Origin of the sequence: Nocardia sp. NPDC057663 (genome assembly GCF_042799895.1) — a bacterium.
Taxonomy (GTDB): Bacteria; Actinomycetota; Actinomycetes; order Mycobacteriales; family Mycobacteriaceae; genus Nocardia.
Window position 1 is genome coordinate 227110 of record NZ_JBHVHX010000008.1, and the last position, 18441, is coordinate 245550.

Here is an 18441-nt window from a genome sequence, read left to right on the forward strand (position 1 = left end):
ACTCAGCGCGCGGCGAGTGATTCGCCGATGTAATGCATTTCGTCCGGCGTGGTCACCATCGTCACGGTCGCGCTGCCGGTGCTGGTGCGCACGGTGATCCGGTTGGGCGCGTAGGGATCCTGCACCAGGGTGACATCCGGTTCGACGGCATCGGGTTCGCGTTCGGTGGTGCGCACCTCGACGATCGTGGCGCCACCGAGATGCGCCGTCGGCGCGATGCCGTCGTAGACCAGCACGGTGGTGGTCGGATACGGCGCCGCGGGCACCGGCGGCGGGCCCGGCTGTGGCTGCGGCGTCGCGCCCGCCGCGCGCGGCGCGATCGAGAGCAGCTGCGGTGTCGCCAGATTCGCCACCATCGACTGCCAGGCCTGCGGGCGGGTGGTGTGCACGACCGCGTGCGCGCCCAGGGCGGTGGCCCGCAGCACCACCTGCTGGGCGAGGTCGAGATTGCCGATCACGTCGACGTGGCGGGTGCCCTCGCCGATCAGCGGGACCGCGATGCCCTGGCCCTGTTCGTCGGCGCCGATGAGCTGGCCGCAGCCGGTGGTCGGGACGGCGATGTCGGTGAGCGCGGTGAGAGTGCCGCGGTAGCCGTCGCGGCCGCCGAGGTCGTCGGCGGCGCCGATCGGCAAGGTGTCGAGCAGGATTCGGCGCTGGCTGCCCGGCAGTTCACGCAGGCCCGGCAGCGGCTGCTCGTCGAGCGGCACCGGGGTGTCGAAGCGGACGACGGCGTTGAGCACGACGGTGCCCGCCTTGTCGTCGCGACGGCCGGTACGTCGCGCGCCGGGGTGCAGGCGCAGTGTCACCGTCGTCGACAGGCTCGGCGTCGCCCAGATCTCGGCCAGGCCGTTGGTGCCGATCATCGGCGCGGTCAGCTGATAGTGCGTGAGATGCCGGTGCTCGCCGGCCAGTCCGTAGGCGGATTCGGTGAGCTGCAACGGGTCGAAACCGTGGGTGAGCTGGCGCACCGCGCTGTTCATCTCGGTGGCGGTGAGCACGGCCGCGTCGATGCCGTGGGTGGCCAGCCGGTTGGCGACCCGGCGGGTCGCGATGATCATCGTGCGCAGCGCGCCCTCGGCGCCGCCGCCGCGCTTGTCGACCGCCGAGGCATTGGCGACCGGGTCCAGGCGCAGCACCAGCCAGCAGGTGCGATGCGCGATGGCGGGCAGCGGCCCGAGGATGCGGTCGTAGAGGTGCGCGGCCGCGCCGGTGCCCGCGGTGCGCGCGCCGGTGGCGATCACGTCGATGCCGACGAGCTGGACGTCGAATTGATCGAGGCAGCGGGCGATCTCGGTGAGTGGCAGCAGCTGGTCGGCGCTGAGGGCCCCGCGACGCAGCAGGGTCAGCGTGTCCGGCGGCGGGTCGATACGCAGCATGGTCAGCAGCAGATCGCCGTCCCAGCGCACGCCACAGCCACCGCCCTCGGCCAGCGGCACGTCGAAGGCGGGCGCCCGGTCGAGGGTGTCGGTGTGGCCGCGCAGCCTGCGGCCGAGCCAGCCACCCAGCCGGACCGCGGCGGTGCGACGCCGGATCGGGACCAGCCCGATCAGCAGCACCGCCACCGCGGCGCCGATCGCGCCAGGAACCGACTGCGTGGTGGCGAGCACCACCCAGGCCACGACGGCCGCGAGTACCGCGACGGGCACGCAGGCCCACAGCGGGAAGATGCGGAACAGCCAGAATTCCGGATCGCGCAAGGTGTCGTAAACGTTGTCGCTACCGGTTTCCCGGCTGTTCATCCCATTGTTCAAAATCGTTGTCCCTGGCTGGCATACGTCGAATCATGGTGAAGGGCAATTCCGGAATTACGGTACCGTGTCGAGCGAGAACGTGATCATCGCAGCAATGGAGAGCGTGTGCCGGCACAGCTGACAACCAAGGCCCAGGTCAACGGTTATCGGTTTCTTCTGCGCAGGCTCGACCATGCGCTGATCCGACGTGATGTGCGGATGCTGCACGATCCGATGCGCTCGCAGAGCCGGTCGCTGATGGTGGGCGCGGTGCTCGGCCTGATCGTCGTCGCCGGTGCCGCCATCCTGGGATTCCTGAAGCCGCAGGGCGCGATCGGCGACTCGCTGATCGTCACCGGCAAGCAGAGCGGGGCGATGTATGTCGTCGTGCAGAGCAAGGACGGCGCGAAAACGCTGCACCCGGTGCTGAACCTGGCCTCGGCGCGGCTGATCGCGGGCGCGGCGGAGACCCCGAACTCCGTCAAGGACGCCAAGCTGGGCGCGCTGCCGCGCGGCCCGCTGCTCGGCATCCCCGGCGCTCCCGCCGCCCTGCCTGGCTCCGGCCAGGGCGACAGCTCGGACTGGACCCTGTGCGAGACCACCCAGCTCTCGGCGACCGGCAGCGCCGCGGGCGCGACGGGCGGACTCACCACCGCCATCGTCGGCAAGCCCGCGCTGAGCGAGCGGATCGCGGCCGCCCGCCCCGACGACGCGCTACTGGTGCGCCGCGGCGACAAGACCTACCTGGTGCACCAGGGCACCAGGGCCGAGATCAATCCCGCCGATTCGGTGATCGCCCGCACGCTCGGGCTGTCCGGGCAGAAGCCGCGCCCGATCGGCACCGGCTTCCTCGGCGCCACCACCGAGGGCCCGCCGCTCGCGGTGCCGACCGTCCCGCAGGCGGGTCAGCCGGGACCGGGCAAACTGTCGAGTGTGCCGGTGGGCGGCATCATCTCGGTGCCGGGTCTGGACCGTGACGGGCGCGAGACGCTGTATGTGGTGCTGGCGGACGGTGTGCAGCCGGTTTCGGAGTTCACCGCGCAGCTGCTGCGCAATGCCGACTCACACGGCATGCGCGAGATCGCGGTAGTCGCGCCCGACGCGCTCGACCGCACGCCCATCGTGCACAGTCTGCCGACCGACGACTTCCCGGAACGCGCACCGCGGGTGCTCGCCGCGGAGGACGCGCCGGTGGCCTGCGTCAGCTGGTCGAAGAACCCGGGAGCCGCTGCCGCGCCGGGCAAGTCGGTGGACGGTCCGGCCGAGCGGGCGGTCGTCACCCTGCTGACCGGCACCCAGCTGCCGCTGGCCGACTCGGCGAAACCGGTCGTGCTCTCGACTGCCGACAGCACCGGCGACCGCATGGACGCGGTGTACCTGCCGCCGAGTTCCGGTGAGTACGTGCAGGTCACCGGCACCGAGCCGGGCAGCCCGCGCCGCGAATCGCTGTTCTACGTAGCCGACAACGGTGTGCGCTACGGCATCCCGGACGCCGCGACCGCCGCCGTCCTCGGCTTGGGCGACAAGCCGCGACTGGCGCCGTGGTCGATCATCGGCCAGCTCGTGCCGGGTCCGACGCTGTCGGCGAAGGACGCGCTCACCAGCTTCGACTCGCTGCCCGCCGCGAAATAGCCTGCGGCCGCGCACGATCCGTGCCCGGATCGCGCGCGGCGGGTCAGTTCGGCCGACCCACGTTCAGGGTGGCGATGATGCTGGTCAGCGCGGTGCGCATATCGGATTCCTCGATGCGCATCAGCACGTCGTCGTCGACCTCCGACAGGTCGACGTCGACATCATTGGCCAGCCGGAACTCGCGTTCCTCCTCGGCCGCCTCGATGACGTTGCGGATGAATCGGCCGTTGCCCGCCAGATCTACACCGCGACGCGGCTGCCCGCTCTGGTCGGTGCTCTCCAATTCGTAGAGGAACGTGCAGGATTCGACCAGGGCTGCCAGCGCGGCCTCGGACATCTGTGAATCCCGGCTGCCCGCGATGATCTCGCCGATCCGGCCGAGCTCGTCGGGCGTGTAGGACGGGAACTGCAGGCGCTTCGAGAAGCGGGACGCCAGACCGTCGTTGGCGGTCAGCAGCCGGTCGATCTCGCCGTCGTACCCGGCGATGATGACGACCAGCCGGTCGCGGTCGTTCTCCATTCTGGCCAGCAGGGTGTCGACCGCCTCGCGACCGAACGCGTCACCGCCGGACAGGCCGGTCTGGATCAGCGTGTAGGCCTCGTCGATGAAGAGCACACCATCCATGGCGCTGTCGATCAGCTTCTCGGACTTGATCGCGGTGCCACCGAGGTTCTGGCTGACGAAGTCGACGCGCTTGGCCTCGACCACCTTGTCGGTCTTCAACAGCCCGACACCGCAATAGATCTTGGCGACCACCCGCGCGATGGTGGTCTTGCCGGTTCCGGGCGGACCGGTGAAAGCCAGGTGCTGGCCACGGGATTGGCTCGACAGGCCCTTCTCGGCCCGGATCTTGGCCAGCTGCGCCGAGGACTGCAACTTGGCCACCTGGGTCTTCACCGAGGCCAGGCCGACCTGCTTGTCGAGTTCGGCGCGCGCCGCGGCGAGCACGGTCTTGGCGCGGTCCTCGGCGTCGGCCTGATCCATCTGCGCCAGCGTCGGCGCCGATGCCGGATCCCACTTGTTCGTTCTGGCGTCGATGGATTCGCGGCTGGTGACCACGATCCGGAAGGTGCGATCGCGCATGGCGGTCGTATTGGCGGCGAAGTCGGGCAGCTGCGAATAGACCTGCTCGAACAGGGCCTGGGCCTCGGACTCGTTGCCCGCCTCGCGCAGGCACAGCCCGCGGTTGTACATGGCGGTGAACCGCGCGGACGGGATCGGGCCCGCCTCGGCGGCTTCCATCCGGCGGATCGCCTCGCCGAACAGGCCGAGCTGGGCGCAGGCGGTGCCGACCATCACGTGCGCGCCGGTCGCCAGGTACGGGTCCTTCCAGTCCGCCGACCCGGCGAGCACGGTCATCACGTCGGACCAGCGCTGCGTGTTGTAGTGCAGGATTCCGCGAATGTAGGTGGAGATCCGGTCGTCGATCTGCTTGTCCGGGTCGTCGGCGCGGCCGCGGCGTAGTTCGGCCAGGTCGTCGAGGACCTTCTCGGCCTGGTCGTAGTCCTGATCGGCGATCAGTTGGGCGGCCCAGGCCAGCCAGATCTCGGTGAGCCCGGCCAGCGGGTAGTCGATGTAGAGGCCGGGCAGGAACCGGCCCGCCATCGCGCGCGGGGCGAGTCCGAGCCTGCGCTGTTCGCGGCCGAGCGAGTCCAGGCTGGTGCGGTGCAGGTTGAACAGCACCTCTTTGGTTACCTCGCCTGCGGCGGCGAGGCCCAGCCACGCGTCACACATGGACGGGTCCCATTCGGTGGCACGCTGGAATGCCAGTTTGGCGTATTCGTTGTCGCGCGCGGACTCCTGACCATCGATGGACAGGCCGAGCGACAGAACGCCTGCGTCGAAGGCACGCTGGGCTTGGCGAATGTCTGGCATGTGGTGTCGGACCCCGAAATCTTCGTCTGGTGTATGCATTACGTTCAACCCGGCCACCGAAGCTACGATCGCGCCGGCTTGCTCTGTCCGTTAGATTAGGTAACGCTGCCGGGTGGTCGCAACGGAAGTAGTCAGCTACGACTGAGAGTTCATCACTGGTGTCGACGTTGTTAGGCAATGAGCCCGAACTATGCCGGGTTTCGGTGATCGGGGGTGACACGCAGCTCGACATCGGACTGCCTGCCACGGTACCGATCGCGGGATTCATCGGCGATCTGGTGGCGTTGATCCGCTCGCGTGATCCCCGTCTGCCGGAGGGCGACGAGGACGCGGCGCCGGTACGCGCCCAGCACTGGACCCTCGCCCGGCTCGGGCAGGACCCGCTGGCGCCGAGCCGCACGCTCACCGAGGCCGAGGTCTACGACGGTGAGCTGCTGATCCTGAGCCCGGTGACGCGCAAGGAATCGCCCGCGCTGTTCGACGACGTGATCGATGCCGTATCCCGGCTCACCGCAGGGGAATTCCGCAGCTGGTCGGGGTCGGCCGCGCGCTGGACCGGCCTGGTGCTCGCCACCGTCGCGATCCTCGCCGCACTCGCCCTGCTCGTCGACGCGCGCGCCGACGGCGATCCGCTCGCCCCCGCGTTCGCGCTGCTCGGTACCGGGATCGTGGCCTCGGCCGCGGCCGGGATCGCGGCACGCAAATACCGGGACCCGGTGACCGGGAACTGGTTGTCGCTCGACGCGCTGCTGTTGCTGCTCGGCGGCGGCGCGCTACTGGTGCCCGGCCAGCTCGGCGCCGCACACGTCCTGCTCGGCAGCGTCGTGGTGCTGGTCGCCGCGATCGCCGGATACCGGGTGACCGGTATCGGGGCGGGCCTGTTCGCCGCGGCGATCACGATGAGCGTGATCGCGGCGGTCTCGGCCACGGTGTCGCTGCTCTGGGAGCCAGGGACGCCGAAGTTGTTCGCGGGTGTGCTGATCGCCGCGATCGTGCTGCTGTCCTCGGTGCCGCGGCTGGCCGCGGTGGCCGCCCGGCTGCCCATTCCGCCGGTGCCGACCGCGGGCGGCGCGATCGACCCCGCCGATCACGAACAGCGCCCGACCATCGAGGGCATCGGGGCGATCGGCGCGATCGCGCTGCCCTCGGCCGCCGGTCTCGGCGAGCGGGCGCGGGTAGCCAACCAGATCCAGACCGGCCTGGTCGCCGCCTGCGCGGCCGCCGCCGGTCTCGGTGCCCTCGGTGCGGCCGACCCGTTCGGGCCGTTCCATTCGGGGGGTGTCGCGCTGGCCGTGATCACCGCGATCATCCTGTGCCTGCGCGGCCGCTCCTACGCGGACCTCGGACAGGCGGCGACCCTGATCGCGGCCGGTGCGCTGACCATGCTGGCCGTGATGTCGGGCCTGGGTCTCGGACACGATTCGCTCGAATACGGTGTGGTGGCAATCCTGTTGGTCACCGCGCTCGGTGTGGTCGGCTTCGGCGTGATCGGGCCGCACATCGAGGTGACGCCGGTGACCAGGCGGATGATCGAGATCTTCGAGTACCTGCTCATCATCGCGCTGATCCCGCTGGCGCTGTGGGTCATGGACGTGTACTCGACCGCTCGCAACATATGACCCGCGTCCGTGTCCTGGTCCGGCTGACCTGTGCCGTGGCGATCCTGTCCGCCGCGGCGGGTGTGCCCGCGCCCGCCGTCGCGATCGCCCCGCCCCAGATCGATCCGGGCGCGCTCGAGGCCGCGGTGATCCTCAGCGGCAGGCCCGCCCCGCTGGAACCGACCGAACAGCGCGAACTGTGCGCGGAGCCGGTGCTGCGCGGGAGCGCGCCGACCGAGCCGCCGATCGCACAGCAGGTCCTCGATTTGCCCGCGGCCTGGCAGTTCAGCCGTGGCGCAGGACAGAAGGTCGCCGTCATCGACACCGGGGTGAACCGGCATCCACGATTGCCCGCGCTACAGGCGGGCGGTGACTATGTCAGCGACACCGACGGCACTGTCGACTGCGACGGCCACGGCACCCTGGTCGCCGGCATCATCGCCGCGCAGCCGTCGCCCGACGACGCCTTCACCGGCGTCGCGCCGGACGCCGAGATCCTCTCGATCCGCCAGCTCAGCCTCGCCTACGAACCGAAGGACCGGAAGGGCGCGGCCAAGCCGCCCGGTGAGCTGCGCAGCGACGGCTACGGCAGCGTGCTCACCCTCGCCGCGGCCGTGGTGCGCGCGGTCGACATGGGCGCCACCGTCATCAACATCTCCGAAGTCTCCTGCACCTCGGCCGGTTCCGACACCGCCGACAGCTCACTCGGCGCCGCGGTGAAATTCGCCTACGACCGCAATGTCGTGGTGGTCGCCGCGGCGGGCAATGTGGAGACCGGCGGCGCGTGCCAGGCCCAGAACCAGGGGTCCGGATGGAATGGCGTGTCGACCATCCCCACCCCGGCGTGGTTCACGCCGTACGTGCTGTCGGTGGCCTCGGTGGACGCCAACGGCGCACCCTCGGCGCTGTCGCTTCGCGGGCCGTGGATCGGTGCCGCCGCGATCGGGCGCAATATCGTCTCCCTCGACAGCAAACCGGGCGGCATCGGCCTGGTCGACGGCGTGCAGACCGCCCAGGGCGTGCAGCCGGTCGACGGAACCAGTTTCGCCGCACCGTATGTCGCCGGCCTGGCCGCGCTCGTGCGCGCGAAGTTCCCCGAACTCGGCGCCCAGCAGGTGATCGACCGGATCACCCGCACCGCGCACGCACCGGGGCGCGGCCGCGACGACGCGATCGGGGCCGGACTGATCGATCCGCTGGCCGCGCTGACCGCGCCGCTGCCCGCCGAACCGGTGAGCGCGGGCGCCGACCGCGGCCACGCGATCGCGGCACCCGTGTCGCCCGCCGAGCCGGACCTGCGTCCGCGCCAGGTGGCGATCATCGGTTCGCTGACCCTGCTCACTGTTCTCGGAGTCGGTGCCGCACTGGGCTTTCCGTTCCGCAAGCGGCGGGCCGACCTGAATTCGGAATTCGAGTAGAGGCAACGATGGCTACCGAAGGTTTCGTCCGACGCCCCCGGATCGCGCCACCGCGCGCGCCCGGTGGCGAAGTCGCGCTCACCCCGCCGCCGGAGATCCAGCGCGCGATCCCGTCGCCGCTGATGATGAAGCTGATGCCCGTGGTGATGGTCGTCGCCGTGGTCGGCATGATCGCCATGATGGCGACGATGGGCCGCAGCCTGCTGTCGAACCCCATGTCGATGATGTTCCCGATGATGATGCTGATGTCGATGGTCGGCATGATGGCGGGCATGCGCGGCGGCGGCCCTAAGCGCGCCGTCGAGCTCAACGAGGAACGCAAGGACTACTTCCGCTACCTGGACCAGGTGCGAAAAGATGTGCGCAACACCGGATCCAAGCAGCTCGAGACCCTCGGCTGGAGCCATCCGGAACCGGCCGACCTGGCCTCGCTGATCGGCAGCCGGCGGATGTGGGAGCGCAGGCCCAACGATCCCGACTTCGGGCACGTGCGCGTCGGCGTCGGCAGCCACCGGCTCGCCACCAAGCTGGCCAGGCCGGAAACCGGTCCGCTCGAGGACCTCGAGCCGGTGTCGACCGTCGCGCTGCGCCGGTTCGTGCGCACCCACTCCGTCGTGCACGAGCTGCCGACGGCGGTGTCGTTGCGCGCGTTCCCGGCGATCAATATCGGCGGTGCCGACGACGAGGGCCGCGAGCTGGTGCGCGCGATGCTGATGGAGCTGACCACTTTCCACGGCCCCGACCATCTGGCGATCGCGATCGTCTGCGCCGACCCCGACACCCACTGGGCCTGGGCGAAATGGCTGCCGCACGTGCAGCATCCGAGCCAGCGTGACGGGCTCGGCTCGTCCCGGATGATGTACACCTCGCTGGGCGAGCTGGAGTCGGCGTTGCAGGCCGAACTGCTCGAACGCGGCCGGTTCATGCGCAATCCGCAGCCGACCCAGGGCCGCCTGCACCTGGTCGTCGTGATCGACGACGGCTACATCAGCGGCAACGAACGCATCATCAGCGAATCGGGCCTGGACTCGGTGACCGTGCTCGACCTCACCGCACCGGAGCACGGCCTGGCCGCCCGGCGCGGCCTGCAGCTGGTCGTCGGCGACGGCGCGGTGTCGGCGCGCAGCGCGGCCGGGGTGGAGAAGTTCGCCACCGCCGACGAGGTCAGCGTGGCCGAAGCCGAATCTTTCTCCCGCAATCTGGCCCGCTACCGGCTGGCCACTGCCGCGCAGATCGTCAGCCTGGGGGAGGGCACCACCAGCGACCCCGGCCTCATGGCCCTGCTGCGTATTCCCGATGCCGCCCAGATCGATCCGGCGCGCGTGTGGCGGCCGCGGACCGCGCGCGAACGGCTGCGGGTGCCGATCGGCATCACCCCGGACGGCACGCCGGTCGAGATCGACATCAAGGAGTCCGCGGAGAACGGCATGGGCCCGCACGGCCTGTGCATCGGCGCCACCGGTTCCGGCAAGTCGGAATTCCTGCGCACGCTGGTGCTGTCGATGGTCACCACGCATTCGCCCGACGCGCTGAACCTGGTCCTCGTCGACTTCAAGGGTGGCGCGACCTTCCTCGGCCTGGACTCGCTGCCGCACGTCGCGGCCGTGATCACCAACCTGGAGGAGGAACTCTCCCTCGTCGACCGCATGAAGGACGCGCTCGCCGGTGAGATGAACCGCCGCCAGGAACTGCTGCGCTCGGCGGGCAACTACGCCAATGTCACCGACTACGAGAAGGCCAGGGCCGCGGGCGTTCCGCTGGATCCGCTGCCCGCGCTGTTCGTCGTCGTCGACGAGTTCTCCGAACTGCTCTCGCAGAAGCCGGACTTCGCCGAACTGTTCGTGATGATCGGCCGCCTCGGCCGCTCGCTGCACGTGCACCTGCTGCTGGCCTCACAGCGCCTCGAGGAGAACAAGCTGCGCGGGCTGGAATCGCACCTGTCCTACCGGATCGGCCTGCGCACCTTCTCCGCCAACGAATCGCGCGCGGTGCTCGGCATCACCGACGCCTATCACCTGCCCAGCGTGCCCGGCGCGGGCTACCTGAAAAGCGATGCGTCCGAACCGCTCCGGTTCAACGCCAGCTACGTGTCCGGGCCGTACGTGGCACCCGCGGGCACCGTCACCGGTGACGACGGCGCCCCCGTCGCGGGACAGCGGCCGGTCGTGTTCACCGCGGCGCCGGTCGAGATCACCGAAGCCGAGCCGGTCGAGGCCGAGGACAGCCCGCTGCGCGGCAGGCCGGAACTGCCACCGCCGCCGCCCACCGGACCCGTTGCCGAGGAAGGCATTCCGGACTCGCTGCTCGACGTCGTGGTGAAACGGCTCAACGGCCACGGCAGGCCCGCGCACGAGGTGTGGCTGCCGCCGCTGGAGGAATCACCGACCGCCGACATGCTGCTGCCCGATCCGGACTGGCGTTCGCCGGTCAACCGGCACGGCCAGCTGTGGATGCCGATCGGTGTCATCGACAAGCCGTACGAGCAGCGCCGCGATGTGCTCACCATCAATCTCGCGGGCGCACAGGGCAATGTCGCGGTCGTCGGTGGCCCGCAGTCGGGCAAGTCGACCACGCTGCGCACCATCATCATGGCCGCCGCGGCCACCCACACGCCGGAACAGGTGCAGTTCTACTGCCTGGACTTCGGTGGCGGCAGCATGGCCGGTCTGGTCGGCATCCCGCACGTCGGCTCGGTCGCGGGCCGGCTCGACGGTGACCGGGTGCGCCGCACCATCGCCGAGCTGACCACCCTGATGCGCCAGCGCGAGGAACGCTTCGCCGAACTCGGCATCGAATCGATGATCGAGTTCCGCAGGCGCAAGTTCTCCGCGCTGGAGGCACGCCAGATCAACGGCACCACCGCCGCACCCGGCGATCCGCTGGCCGCCGACCTGTTCGGTGACGTCTTCCTGGTCGTCGACGGCTGGGCGGCCATCCGCGAGGAATTCGACCTGCTGGGCGACCAGATCAATGCCATTGCCGCGCAGGGTCTTTCCTTCGGCATCCACCTGATGATCGGCGCGGCACGCTGGGCCGAGATCAGGCCGGTGGTCAAGGACCAGATCGGCACCAGGATCGAGCTGCGGCTCGGTGATCCCAGCGACTCCGAGATGGGTCGCCGGGTCGCGCATCAGGTTCCGGTCGGCAGGCCGGGCCGCGGTCTCACCGCCGAACAGCTGCACATGCTGATCGCGTTGCCGCGCTTGGATTCCGACTCCGACCCGGCCACCGTCGCCGACGGCGTGGCGCGGGCCCGCGAGGAGCTCACCGCGCTCTACGCCGGCCGCCGCGCGCCGGAAGTGCGCATGCTGCCGCTGAGCTTCCCGCGCGAGCAGGTCATGGCCACCGCGCGCGAGCAGGGCATCGAACTCAACCGCACCCGCGTCGTGGTCGGGCTCGGCGAGTCCGAATTGCAGCCGCTGGTCCTGGATTTCGGGGTCGAGCCGCACTTCATGGCCTTCGCCGACGTGGAATGCGGCAAGACGACCCTGCTGCGCAATATCGTGATGGGCATCGCCGAGCAGTCCAACGCCGACGAAGCGCGGGTGATCCTCATCGACTACCGGCGCACCATGCTCGGCGTCCTCGAGGGTGACCAGCTGGCCGGCTACTCCACGTCCTCGCAGACCTGCGGGACGATGATCGGGGAGGTCGCCACCTACCTGTCCAAGCGGATCCCCGGCGCCGACATCACCCAGCAGCAGCTCCGCGAACGCAGCTGGTGGTCCGGGCCCGAGATCTACGTCGTCGTCGACGATTACGACATGGTGGTCACCGGTTCCATCAACCCGTTCGCGCCGCTGCTGGAATACCTGCCCCAGGCCCGCGACATCGGCCTGCACCTGATCTGCGTCCGCCGCATCGGTGGTGCCTCCCGCGCCCTCTACGACCCGATCCTCGGCGCGATGAAGAACCTCTCGGTGCAGACGCTGATCATGAGCGGTTCGCGCGATGAGGGAAAGCTCATCGGCGAGGTCCGCCCGAGCAAGATGCCACCCGGCCGCGGCACCCTCGTGTCCCGCAGCCGGGGCATCGAGATGGTCCACATCGCCGACCTGCCGCAGTTGTGAGTCAATCCAGCATCGAAGCCGCGGAGAACGGACGCGCCACGCTGGTGATCCGGCTCGGGTGCGGTGGGCACGGGCTCGTGCGGCGCTCGAACAGCGCGCGGGAGGGGCCGGTCGCGGCCGGGCCGGCGATGCGGGTCATGGTGAAACCGGCTCTGCGGTAGTAGTCGTGCAGCTCGGTGTTGGTGGTCCAAGCGTCGAGACGGACCCACGGACGGTCCTGGTGCAGGGCCAGTTCGGCGGCGTGGGCGAGCATGTGGTGGCCGACCTGCCTGCCCGCGAAACGCAGGTCGACGATCATGAAATGCACGACGACGGCCTCGGCCAGCTCCCACGGCGACCACAGTCCGGGGTCGGCGCGGTGGTTGACGGTGATGGTGCCCGCCGGTTCACCGTCGACCTCGGCGATCCAGGTCTCGCCCGCGTCCAGGGCCCGGCCGACGGCGCCGGCGAAGATCTCGATGGGGCGGCCGCGACCGGCGACGGTCCACTGGTCGGAGCCGCGGGCGGTCAGCCAGGCCGTGCGTTGCACCCGTAGGCGGCAGATCAGCGGTAGGTCGCCCAGGGCGGCCGGACGCATCCCCACCGTCATGGCAATGCGACGGCGGATCCGGGTGCGATGCCGAGGGTGCGGGCGATGACGGCGGTGCCCGCCGCGTCGCCGAGTTGGTAGGCCAGCCGGTTACGGCCGGCCAGGCAACGATGCCGGGTCGCCCGGGTGACCCGTTCGTGGTTGGCGCCGATGCGCAGGTGGTCGAGCAGGACTGTGCCGGTGGCGACGCCGAGCACGGCCGCCTCTTCGGCGGTGGCCGGTCGCGCTGTCAAGGTGTCTCGATGGGCGGTCTCGCCGTGGCCGCGATCGGCCAGGCGACGGGTCGTGCCTTCGGGAATGTCATGGGGTGAGTCGATGCTCGCCGCTTCGGCGAGATCGCGTGGGTAGAAACTCACCTCCCACGACCACGGTTCGTTGTCCAGGTACTGCACCACGGTGCGGGCCAGGACCCAGGAATCGGCGGGGACGCCGAGCCACTGCGCGACCTGATCGTCGGCCGGTTCCATCCTGGTGCTGAATTCCTTGGCCGGTTCGCGGTTGGCCGCACGCGCGATCTCCTCGAAGATGTCGTGCGCCGACCGCGGCCGATCAGGGCGAATGTGGTCGGTGACCACGGATTCCAGCACTTCCTGGTTTCGCACGATGGTGCCACGGGAAGTAGCTGTGTAGACGAGGTTTTCGGCGACGAGCACCTGGATCGCGTTGCGCGAGGTGGTGATCGAGACCTGCATCTGCTCGGCCAGTTCGGAATGACTGGGCAGCCGGTCGCCCGGTTTCCACGTGCCCGCGCGGATCTCCTCACGGAGGAGGTCTGCGATCCGGAGGTAGGTCGGACCGTCCGCCATCATGCTCCTCGGTAGGTCGTGCAGGTAACGAAGTGTACTCGTCAGGGTTACCTACGGCCGAGTAATGCTTGACAGGAAGCTTGCGAGGTTTATTGTAATGAACGTCCTGATCCGGTGCTGTGCGGCGATGACGGCGAGGCAACGTGGCTGGTTCGGAGAGTTCTACGGTTGTAATGGCTTTCCCCGACACATTGCGGTGTGTCGATACCGCCGGGCCGCCGGCGACTACCGGTCTGCTTCCCCTCTCCGACATTCTCGTCCGGGCGTGTCGCGGACATCGGGTGGTGGGCGGACCGCTGCTGTGGTTCGCGCGCGATCTGGCGGTGCTGCACGAGAAGCGGATCGTCGGGCGCGGCGGATTCGTCGACACCGATCCCGTGGTCATGCGTGAGATCGATTGCCGCCGAGCCGAACTGGTGCTCGCCATCGACGACTGGGTGCACCGCAGCGTCCCGCAGCACCGTTTGGGCGCCACCCTGCACACCGAGACGATCGGCGCGGTCATCGACCGGCTGGCCGAGTCCTCGGTGCGCGCGCACCACGCCCTGATGACCCTGGCCGCCCAAGACGAGATGCTGCACTGCGCATGGCACCACCTCGCCGAGCTGGCCGACGCCTACGACGACCTGGTCCGCGATGTGATCGCCGGTCGCAGGCGATTGCCGGAGTGGTAGCAAACACGAAAGCCTTTGACTTGTAGGGACTTCGAGGGGCATGGGAACTCGCCTCCGTGTTAGCCTCAGCGAGGCCATCGAGGCCGGTAGCTCTATGGGGGATGGTCGATGGGGGTTCAACGACGTTGGATTCTGGCCGTCTGTTCGATGATGGCACTGTTGATAGCGGCTTGTTCGGGCACCGCCGACACAGTGGCTGACGAACCGACGGTCGACCTCGGACTACTCGATGTGGGCGCCTATCCCACGCAGCCGGTCGACTACGGAACGCAGAGCGCGGACCGGATGGTGCTACACCGGGTGTGTGAGGCGCAACGACTGGCGGAAGTCTTTCCACTTCCATCCGAAGTGGATCCGTCGCTGACGGTGCTGGACGACTTTTCCGACAACATCTTCCTGGACGAGAAGACGAACGGCTCACCGCGGATCCACAGCGACGTGAGCCTGAAACCGATCACGGGTGACGCGTTCACTTCGGCCGGGTTTGTCGCGGGATTCGCCACCTCAGGAGCATCATCGGAGGACGGCATCTGGCTCGGCCAGACGCTGTCCTACGCCGGACTCGTATACCGTGACGCCGCCGCGGCAGCGATCGGCGCCACGGCACTCGCCGACGCGGGCTTCAATACCGGCGAGGCAGAGCCCGTGCAGTTGGTGCGGTATCCGGCGTCGCGGTCCGCATGGCAACCGAAGGGACAGGTCCAGGCGGCATGGCACGTGATCGGTTCGGTCGTCGTGATCGTGGTCGCGGAAAGCCCCGAGAATCGGGCCCTCGGCATCACGGAACTGGCTCCGCTGACTTCCCTCGTCGAAGGATCGCTGCGAGTGCTGTCCGAGCGGCTGGCGGCGTTTCGGCCGACCCCGTTCGATCAGCTGGCCGCAATGCCGCTCGATACCGATGGGCTGCTGCGCCAGACGGTGCCGGAAGCCACCGGCGACAAGGACGCGAACCAACGGGGTACCTACGACGCGCGCGCAGACCTCCACCTGCGCCGCTATCCGCAGCGCTACGCCGGTCTCTACGAGGAGAACGGAGTCGACCGGGTCGCCTATCGCGGAGCCACGCTGGTGCGTGCACGCGACGCGGACAGCGCGCGCCGATACCTGGCCGATATCGCGGTCGGCAAGTATTTGGCGCAGGAGGAACCGCCCGCCGCTTTGCCGCAGGCGCGATGCGCGCGCAACCGCAGTCTGCGACAAGGCGATGGGACCGAAAAGTACACCTGCTCGGTCGCTTTCGGCCGCTACACGGCGACGGTGTATTCCGCGTGGTTGCGTGACGCGCAGCAGCGCATCAGCGCACAGTACGCAATCCTGGTCAACAGCAGGTGAGGTGAGCGATGAAACTCCTGCGCTATCGCCGTTCCGCCGCCGTCGCGGTAGTCGCGGCAGTGGCGGTGACCTGCGGTACGGCCGGGTTGTCCGCGTCGGTGCCGGGCACCGCGGTTGCCGGCGAGGTCGACGTGCGCCCGTTCGACATCGGCAACTATTCGGTGGAGCCGCTAGAGTTCCACTCCGCCTACCGGCACAGCGTCGAGAACGGCACCGAGCTGGCAATCATGCGGCTGGCCGGACATATGGTGACAGGATACGAAGTGGACGCGAAGATCGCGTTCGGCACCGGATTCAAACCCATCGCGAAACCAGCCGACTACACCACCCGTGCAGCGCAGGCGGATCTCCAGGGGGTTCTCCAGCGCAATCAGCTTGTCTATGGCCTCCTGGCCAGCGCGAGCGCTTCCGACAAGGCCGATCTGGACACGGCTCGCGGCGCGGTCGGCTTCTCGATCGCAGTGTTCCAATTTCCCGATGCGACGGCGGCTGCCGCGGCGGCCGCCGAGTTCGAGGCGGTGGACTTCGGAGTCGCAGCCGAGGACAACACGCGCGTTCAGCTCGCCGGCTATCCGTCTGCTCGGTCGCATTGGCGACCCGAGGTCAGGTCGTTGGGCACCCGGTTGGCGCACGGTGCGTACATGATCGACCTGACCGCGCAAGAATCCGCACCGGATCTCGCCGCGTTGACCACGCTGACCGAGCGGGTACTGGCAAAGCAGCTGCCGCTGCTGGATTCGTTGCCGCCGCTGTCCCGCCGGGACATCTACCGACTCGAGGACGACCCGTCCGGTCTGTTGCGGCGCACGTTGAACGAGACAGGCTCGCGACTCCCGCGATTCCCCCGAGCTGACCGGCTCTACCTGGCGGTGCTGAATCGACGCGGCACCATCCTTGTCCAGCAGGATCAAGCGGCGATTGGAAGGACGTACGACGAAGCAGGTGTCGATGGTGTGGCTTTCGTGGACGCCACGATTCTCCTGCGGGCGCGCGACCCCGCGGCAGCGCACACACTGCAGCGGAACCTGACCGAGGGCAAGCCTGGCGTCATCGCCGGTCCCGACGGCGTTCCCGACACCGTTTGTCGCCAAGTCGATCTTGTGCGCCAGAGCAAATATTCCTGCAACGTGCGGTACGGACGATATGTGGCGACCGTCGTCAGTGACCAGATCGCCGACGTACGCCAGCGTGCCGCCGCCCAATACGCGTTGCTGACCAACAGTTGAGAGGAACGCTGTGGCCGTACCGGGAACAGTGATCGCTGGATACCGCGTCGAACGGATGCTGGGAGAGGGCGGGATGGGCGCCGTCTACCTCGCCGCCCATCCTGCGCTGCCCCGCTATGACGCGATCAAGGTCTTGTCCCGGCGCTTCACCGATGACCGGGAATTTCGTGCCCGATTCGAGCGAGAAGCGAATCTTTCGGCAGGACTGGATCATCCGAATATCGTCGCGGTCTACAACCGGGGCGAGGATCAGGGTCGGCTGTGGATCGCGATGCAGTATGTGTCGGGGGCCGATGCGGCACAGACGATGTCGGCAGACCCATCGTCGATGACGCCGGAGCGTGCCTTGCGCATCGTCACCGAGGTGGGCAAGGCCCTCGACTACGCGCACCAGTCCGGTCTGTTGCACCGGGACGTGAAGCCGGCCAACTTTCTGCTCTCGCCACGCCTTGGCGAGGAAGAACGGGTCTTGTTGACCGACTTCGGTATCGCGAAAGCGATGAGCGACACCGAGGAACTCACCCAGGACGGCGATCTCCTGGCCACCGTTGCCTATGCCTCGCCGGAACAATTGCTCGGCGGCCCGGTGAATCATCGCGCCGACATCTACAGCCTTGCCTGCTCATACTTCCGGCTGTTGACCGGCCGCAATCCGTTCGTCGGTGCGGTGCCGACCGTCGTGTTGATGGCGCATCTGAACGAGCCACCGCCGAGAGCGACGGATTTACGGCATGACCTGCCTCCTGCGATCGACCAGGTGCTGGCCAGGGCAATGGCCAAGCGGCCCGACGAGCGCTTCGGGACATGCCGTGAGTTCACCGATGCGCTGCGCGCTGCGATGGCTGGTGTCGGGCCGACCACGCCCGTGCGCGCGTCTGCGCAGCCGCGATATCGCTGGCCGATTGCCGTCGCCGGTTGTGTGCTGGTAGCCGCCGTTGTGGTTGGCGCGATTGTCTGGCCGCAGTCGTCGACGACCGGAGCAGCGGCACCGCGCGCATCGACTGCCGCGCCCACCACCGCCGCTACACCGAAACCGACCAGCGTCGGACAGGCCAAGGCCGGCAATCCGCAATTCCTCGGGCGGCAGATCGCCCTGGCCGAGTACACCTCGTATAACCGCAGCACGGTGCACCTACACCCCAGTGGTCCAACGCAGTTCCTTGCCGACCTCGGGTTCCGGTACGACCCCCGCTACTCGAATGATGCTGCGGCCGAGCGAAATAGAGTGGTCGCGGACTTGGCGAGCGAACTCGAGCCGATAGGGTCGACCGATGGTCTGGACTTCCTCGTCCTGCTGCGTAGCGATGACAAGGCGGGCGGTGGTGGCATTGCCGGTGTTTCGAGCAACCTGATCCGGCTGGACAGCACCATCATCGTGGTGGACGACCCCGCCGTCATCGAGGTCGTCCGGAACTGGTCTCCCCAGGGGGAAGCCATCCTGCTCGACAAACTCTTGCCGCTCCTGCGACGAGAGGTGAAATAACCTACTC

The 18441-nt window shown here is 68.7% G+C and carries 12 protein-coding genes; 8 read left to right on the forward strand and 4 right to left on the reverse strand.

Translation table 11 applies throughout. From position 1 onward, the window contains the following. Positions 1-2: 2 nt before the first annotated feature. Positions 3-1739, reverse strand: coding sequence for a type VII secretion protein EccE (gene eccE / locus ACFVAV_RS19845; protein ID WP_379036432.1), 1737 nt, complete (start codon positions 1737-1739; stop codon positions 3-5). 117 nt (positions 1740-1856) lie between these two features. On the opposite strand from eccE, the gene eccB reads away from it, so the two are divergent. Next, entirely contained in the window at positions 1857-3362 is a 1506-nt protein-coding gene (gene eccB, locus ACFVAV_RS19850) for a type VII secretion protein EccB (RefSeq protein ID WP_379036433.1), read from the forward strand. 43 nt (positions 3363-3405) lie between these two features. Here eccB and eccA read toward each other — a convergent pair whose 3' ends face one another. Beyond that, positions 3406-5238 carry a type VII secretion AAA-ATPase EccA gene (gene eccA / locus ACFVAV_RS19855; protein WP_379036434.1) on the reverse strand — a complete coding sequence of 611 codons (1833 nt, stop codon included), beginning with the start codon at positions 5236-5238 and terminating at the stop codon, positions 3406-3408. A gap of 158 nt (positions 5239-5396) precedes the next feature. Between eccA and eccD the strand changes: the two genes are divergently transcribed. From eccD to eccCa, 3 genes are read left to right on the forward strand one after another with little or no spacing between them, the layout of a single operon-like run. Beyond that, positions 5397-6857: a type VII secretion integral membrane protein EccD gene (gene eccD / locus ACFVAV_RS19860; protein WP_379036435.1), complete on the forward strand. Its 1461-nt coding sequence runs from the start codon at positions 5397-5399 to the stop codon at positions 6855-6857. Beyond that, positions 6854-8254 (forward strand): type VII secretion-associated serine protease mycosin, encoded by a 1401-nt coding sequence (mycP, locus tag ACFVAV_RS19865; RefSeq protein ID WP_379036437.1) that lies wholly within the window; start codon positions 6854-6856, stop codon positions 8252-8254. Before eccD ends, mycP begins: the two co-directional genes overlap by 4 nt. Before the next feature lie 8 nt (positions 8255-8262). Continuing rightward, the gene (eccCa, locus tag ACFVAV_RS19870) at positions 8263-12324 is read left to right on the forward strand and encodes a type VII secretion protein EccCa (protein WP_379036438.1); all 4062 of its coding nucleotides are present in this window, start codon (positions 8263-8265) and stop codon (positions 12322-12324) included. Between the two features lies 1 nt (position 12325). Here eccCa and ACFVAV_RS19875 read toward each other — a convergent pair whose 3' ends face one another. After that, entirely contained in the window at positions 12326-12913 is a 588-nt protein-coding gene (locus tag ACFVAV_RS19875; protein WP_379036439.1) for a GNAT family N-acetyltransferase, read from the reverse strand. After that, the gene (locus ACFVAV_RS19880; RefSeq protein ID WP_379036440.1) at positions 12910-13719 is read right to left on the reverse strand and encodes a GntR family transcriptional regulator; all 810 of its coding nucleotides are present in this window, start codon (positions 13717-13719) and stop codon (positions 12910-12912) included. The genes ACFVAV_RS19875 and ACFVAV_RS19880 overlap by 4 nt, the downstream gene beginning before the upstream one ends. Before the next feature lie 281 nt (positions 13720-14000). Between ACFVAV_RS19880 and ACFVAV_RS19885 the strand changes: the two genes are divergently transcribed. From ACFVAV_RS19885 to ACFVAV_RS19900, 4 genes are all read left to right on the forward strand, one after another. Continuing rightward, positions 14001-14393, forward strand: a complete 393-nt coding sequence (locus tag ACFVAV_RS19885) for a DUF4254 domain-containing protein (RefSeq protein WP_379036441.1) — start codon at positions 14001-14003, stop codon at positions 14391-14393. Positions 14394-14585: 192 nt separating this feature from the next. Further along, a complete protein-coding gene (locus tag ACFVAV_RS19890) occupies positions 14586-15725 on the forward strand; it encodes a hypothetical protein (RefSeq protein WP_379036442.1) in 1140 nt (379 codons plus the stop codon). 8 nt (positions 15726-15733) lie between these two features. Next, the gene (locus ACFVAV_RS19895; RefSeq protein ID WP_379036443.1) at positions 15734-16951 is read left to right on the forward strand and encodes a hypothetical protein; all 1218 of its coding nucleotides are present in this window, start codon (positions 15734-15736) and stop codon (positions 16949-16951) included. Positions 16952-16979: 28 nt separating this feature from the next. Beyond that, positions 16980-18434: a serine/threonine-protein kinase gene (locus tag ACFVAV_RS19900; RefSeq protein ID WP_379036501.1), complete on the forward strand. Its 1455-nt coding sequence runs from the start codon at positions 16980-16982 to the stop codon at positions 18432-18434. Positions 18435-18441 lie beyond the last annotated feature (7 nt).

Bases quoted from the DNA above. Each gene is read 5' to 3' on its own strand.
- eccCa (WP_379036438.1), top strand. From the start codon at position 8,263: ATGGCTACCGAAGGTTTCGTCCGACGCCCCCGGATCGCGCCACCGCGC.
- ACFVAV_RS19880 (WP_379036440.1), bottom strand. From the start codon at position 13,719: ATGGCGGACGGTCCGACCTACCTCCGGATCGCAGACCTCCTCCGTGAG.
- mycP (WP_379036437.1), top strand. From the start codon at position 6,854: ATGACCCGCGTCCGTGTCCTGGTCCGGCTGACCTGTGCCGTGGCGATC.
- ACFVAV_RS19875 (WP_379036439.1), bottom strand. From the start codon at position 12,913: ATGACGGTGGGGATGCGTCCGGCCGCCCTGGGCGACCTACCGCTGATC.
- ACFVAV_RS19895 (WP_379036443.1), top strand. From the start codon at position 15,734: ATGAAACTCCTGCGCTATCGCCGTTCCGCCGCCGTCGCGGTAGTCGCG.
- eccA (WP_379036434.1), bottom strand. From the start codon at position 5,238: ATGCCAGACATTCGCCAAGCCCAGCGTGCCTTCGACGCAGGCGTTCTG.
- eccE (WP_379036432.1), bottom strand. From the start codon at position 1,739: ATGAACAGCCGGGAAACCGGTAGCGACAACGTTTACGACACCTTGCGC.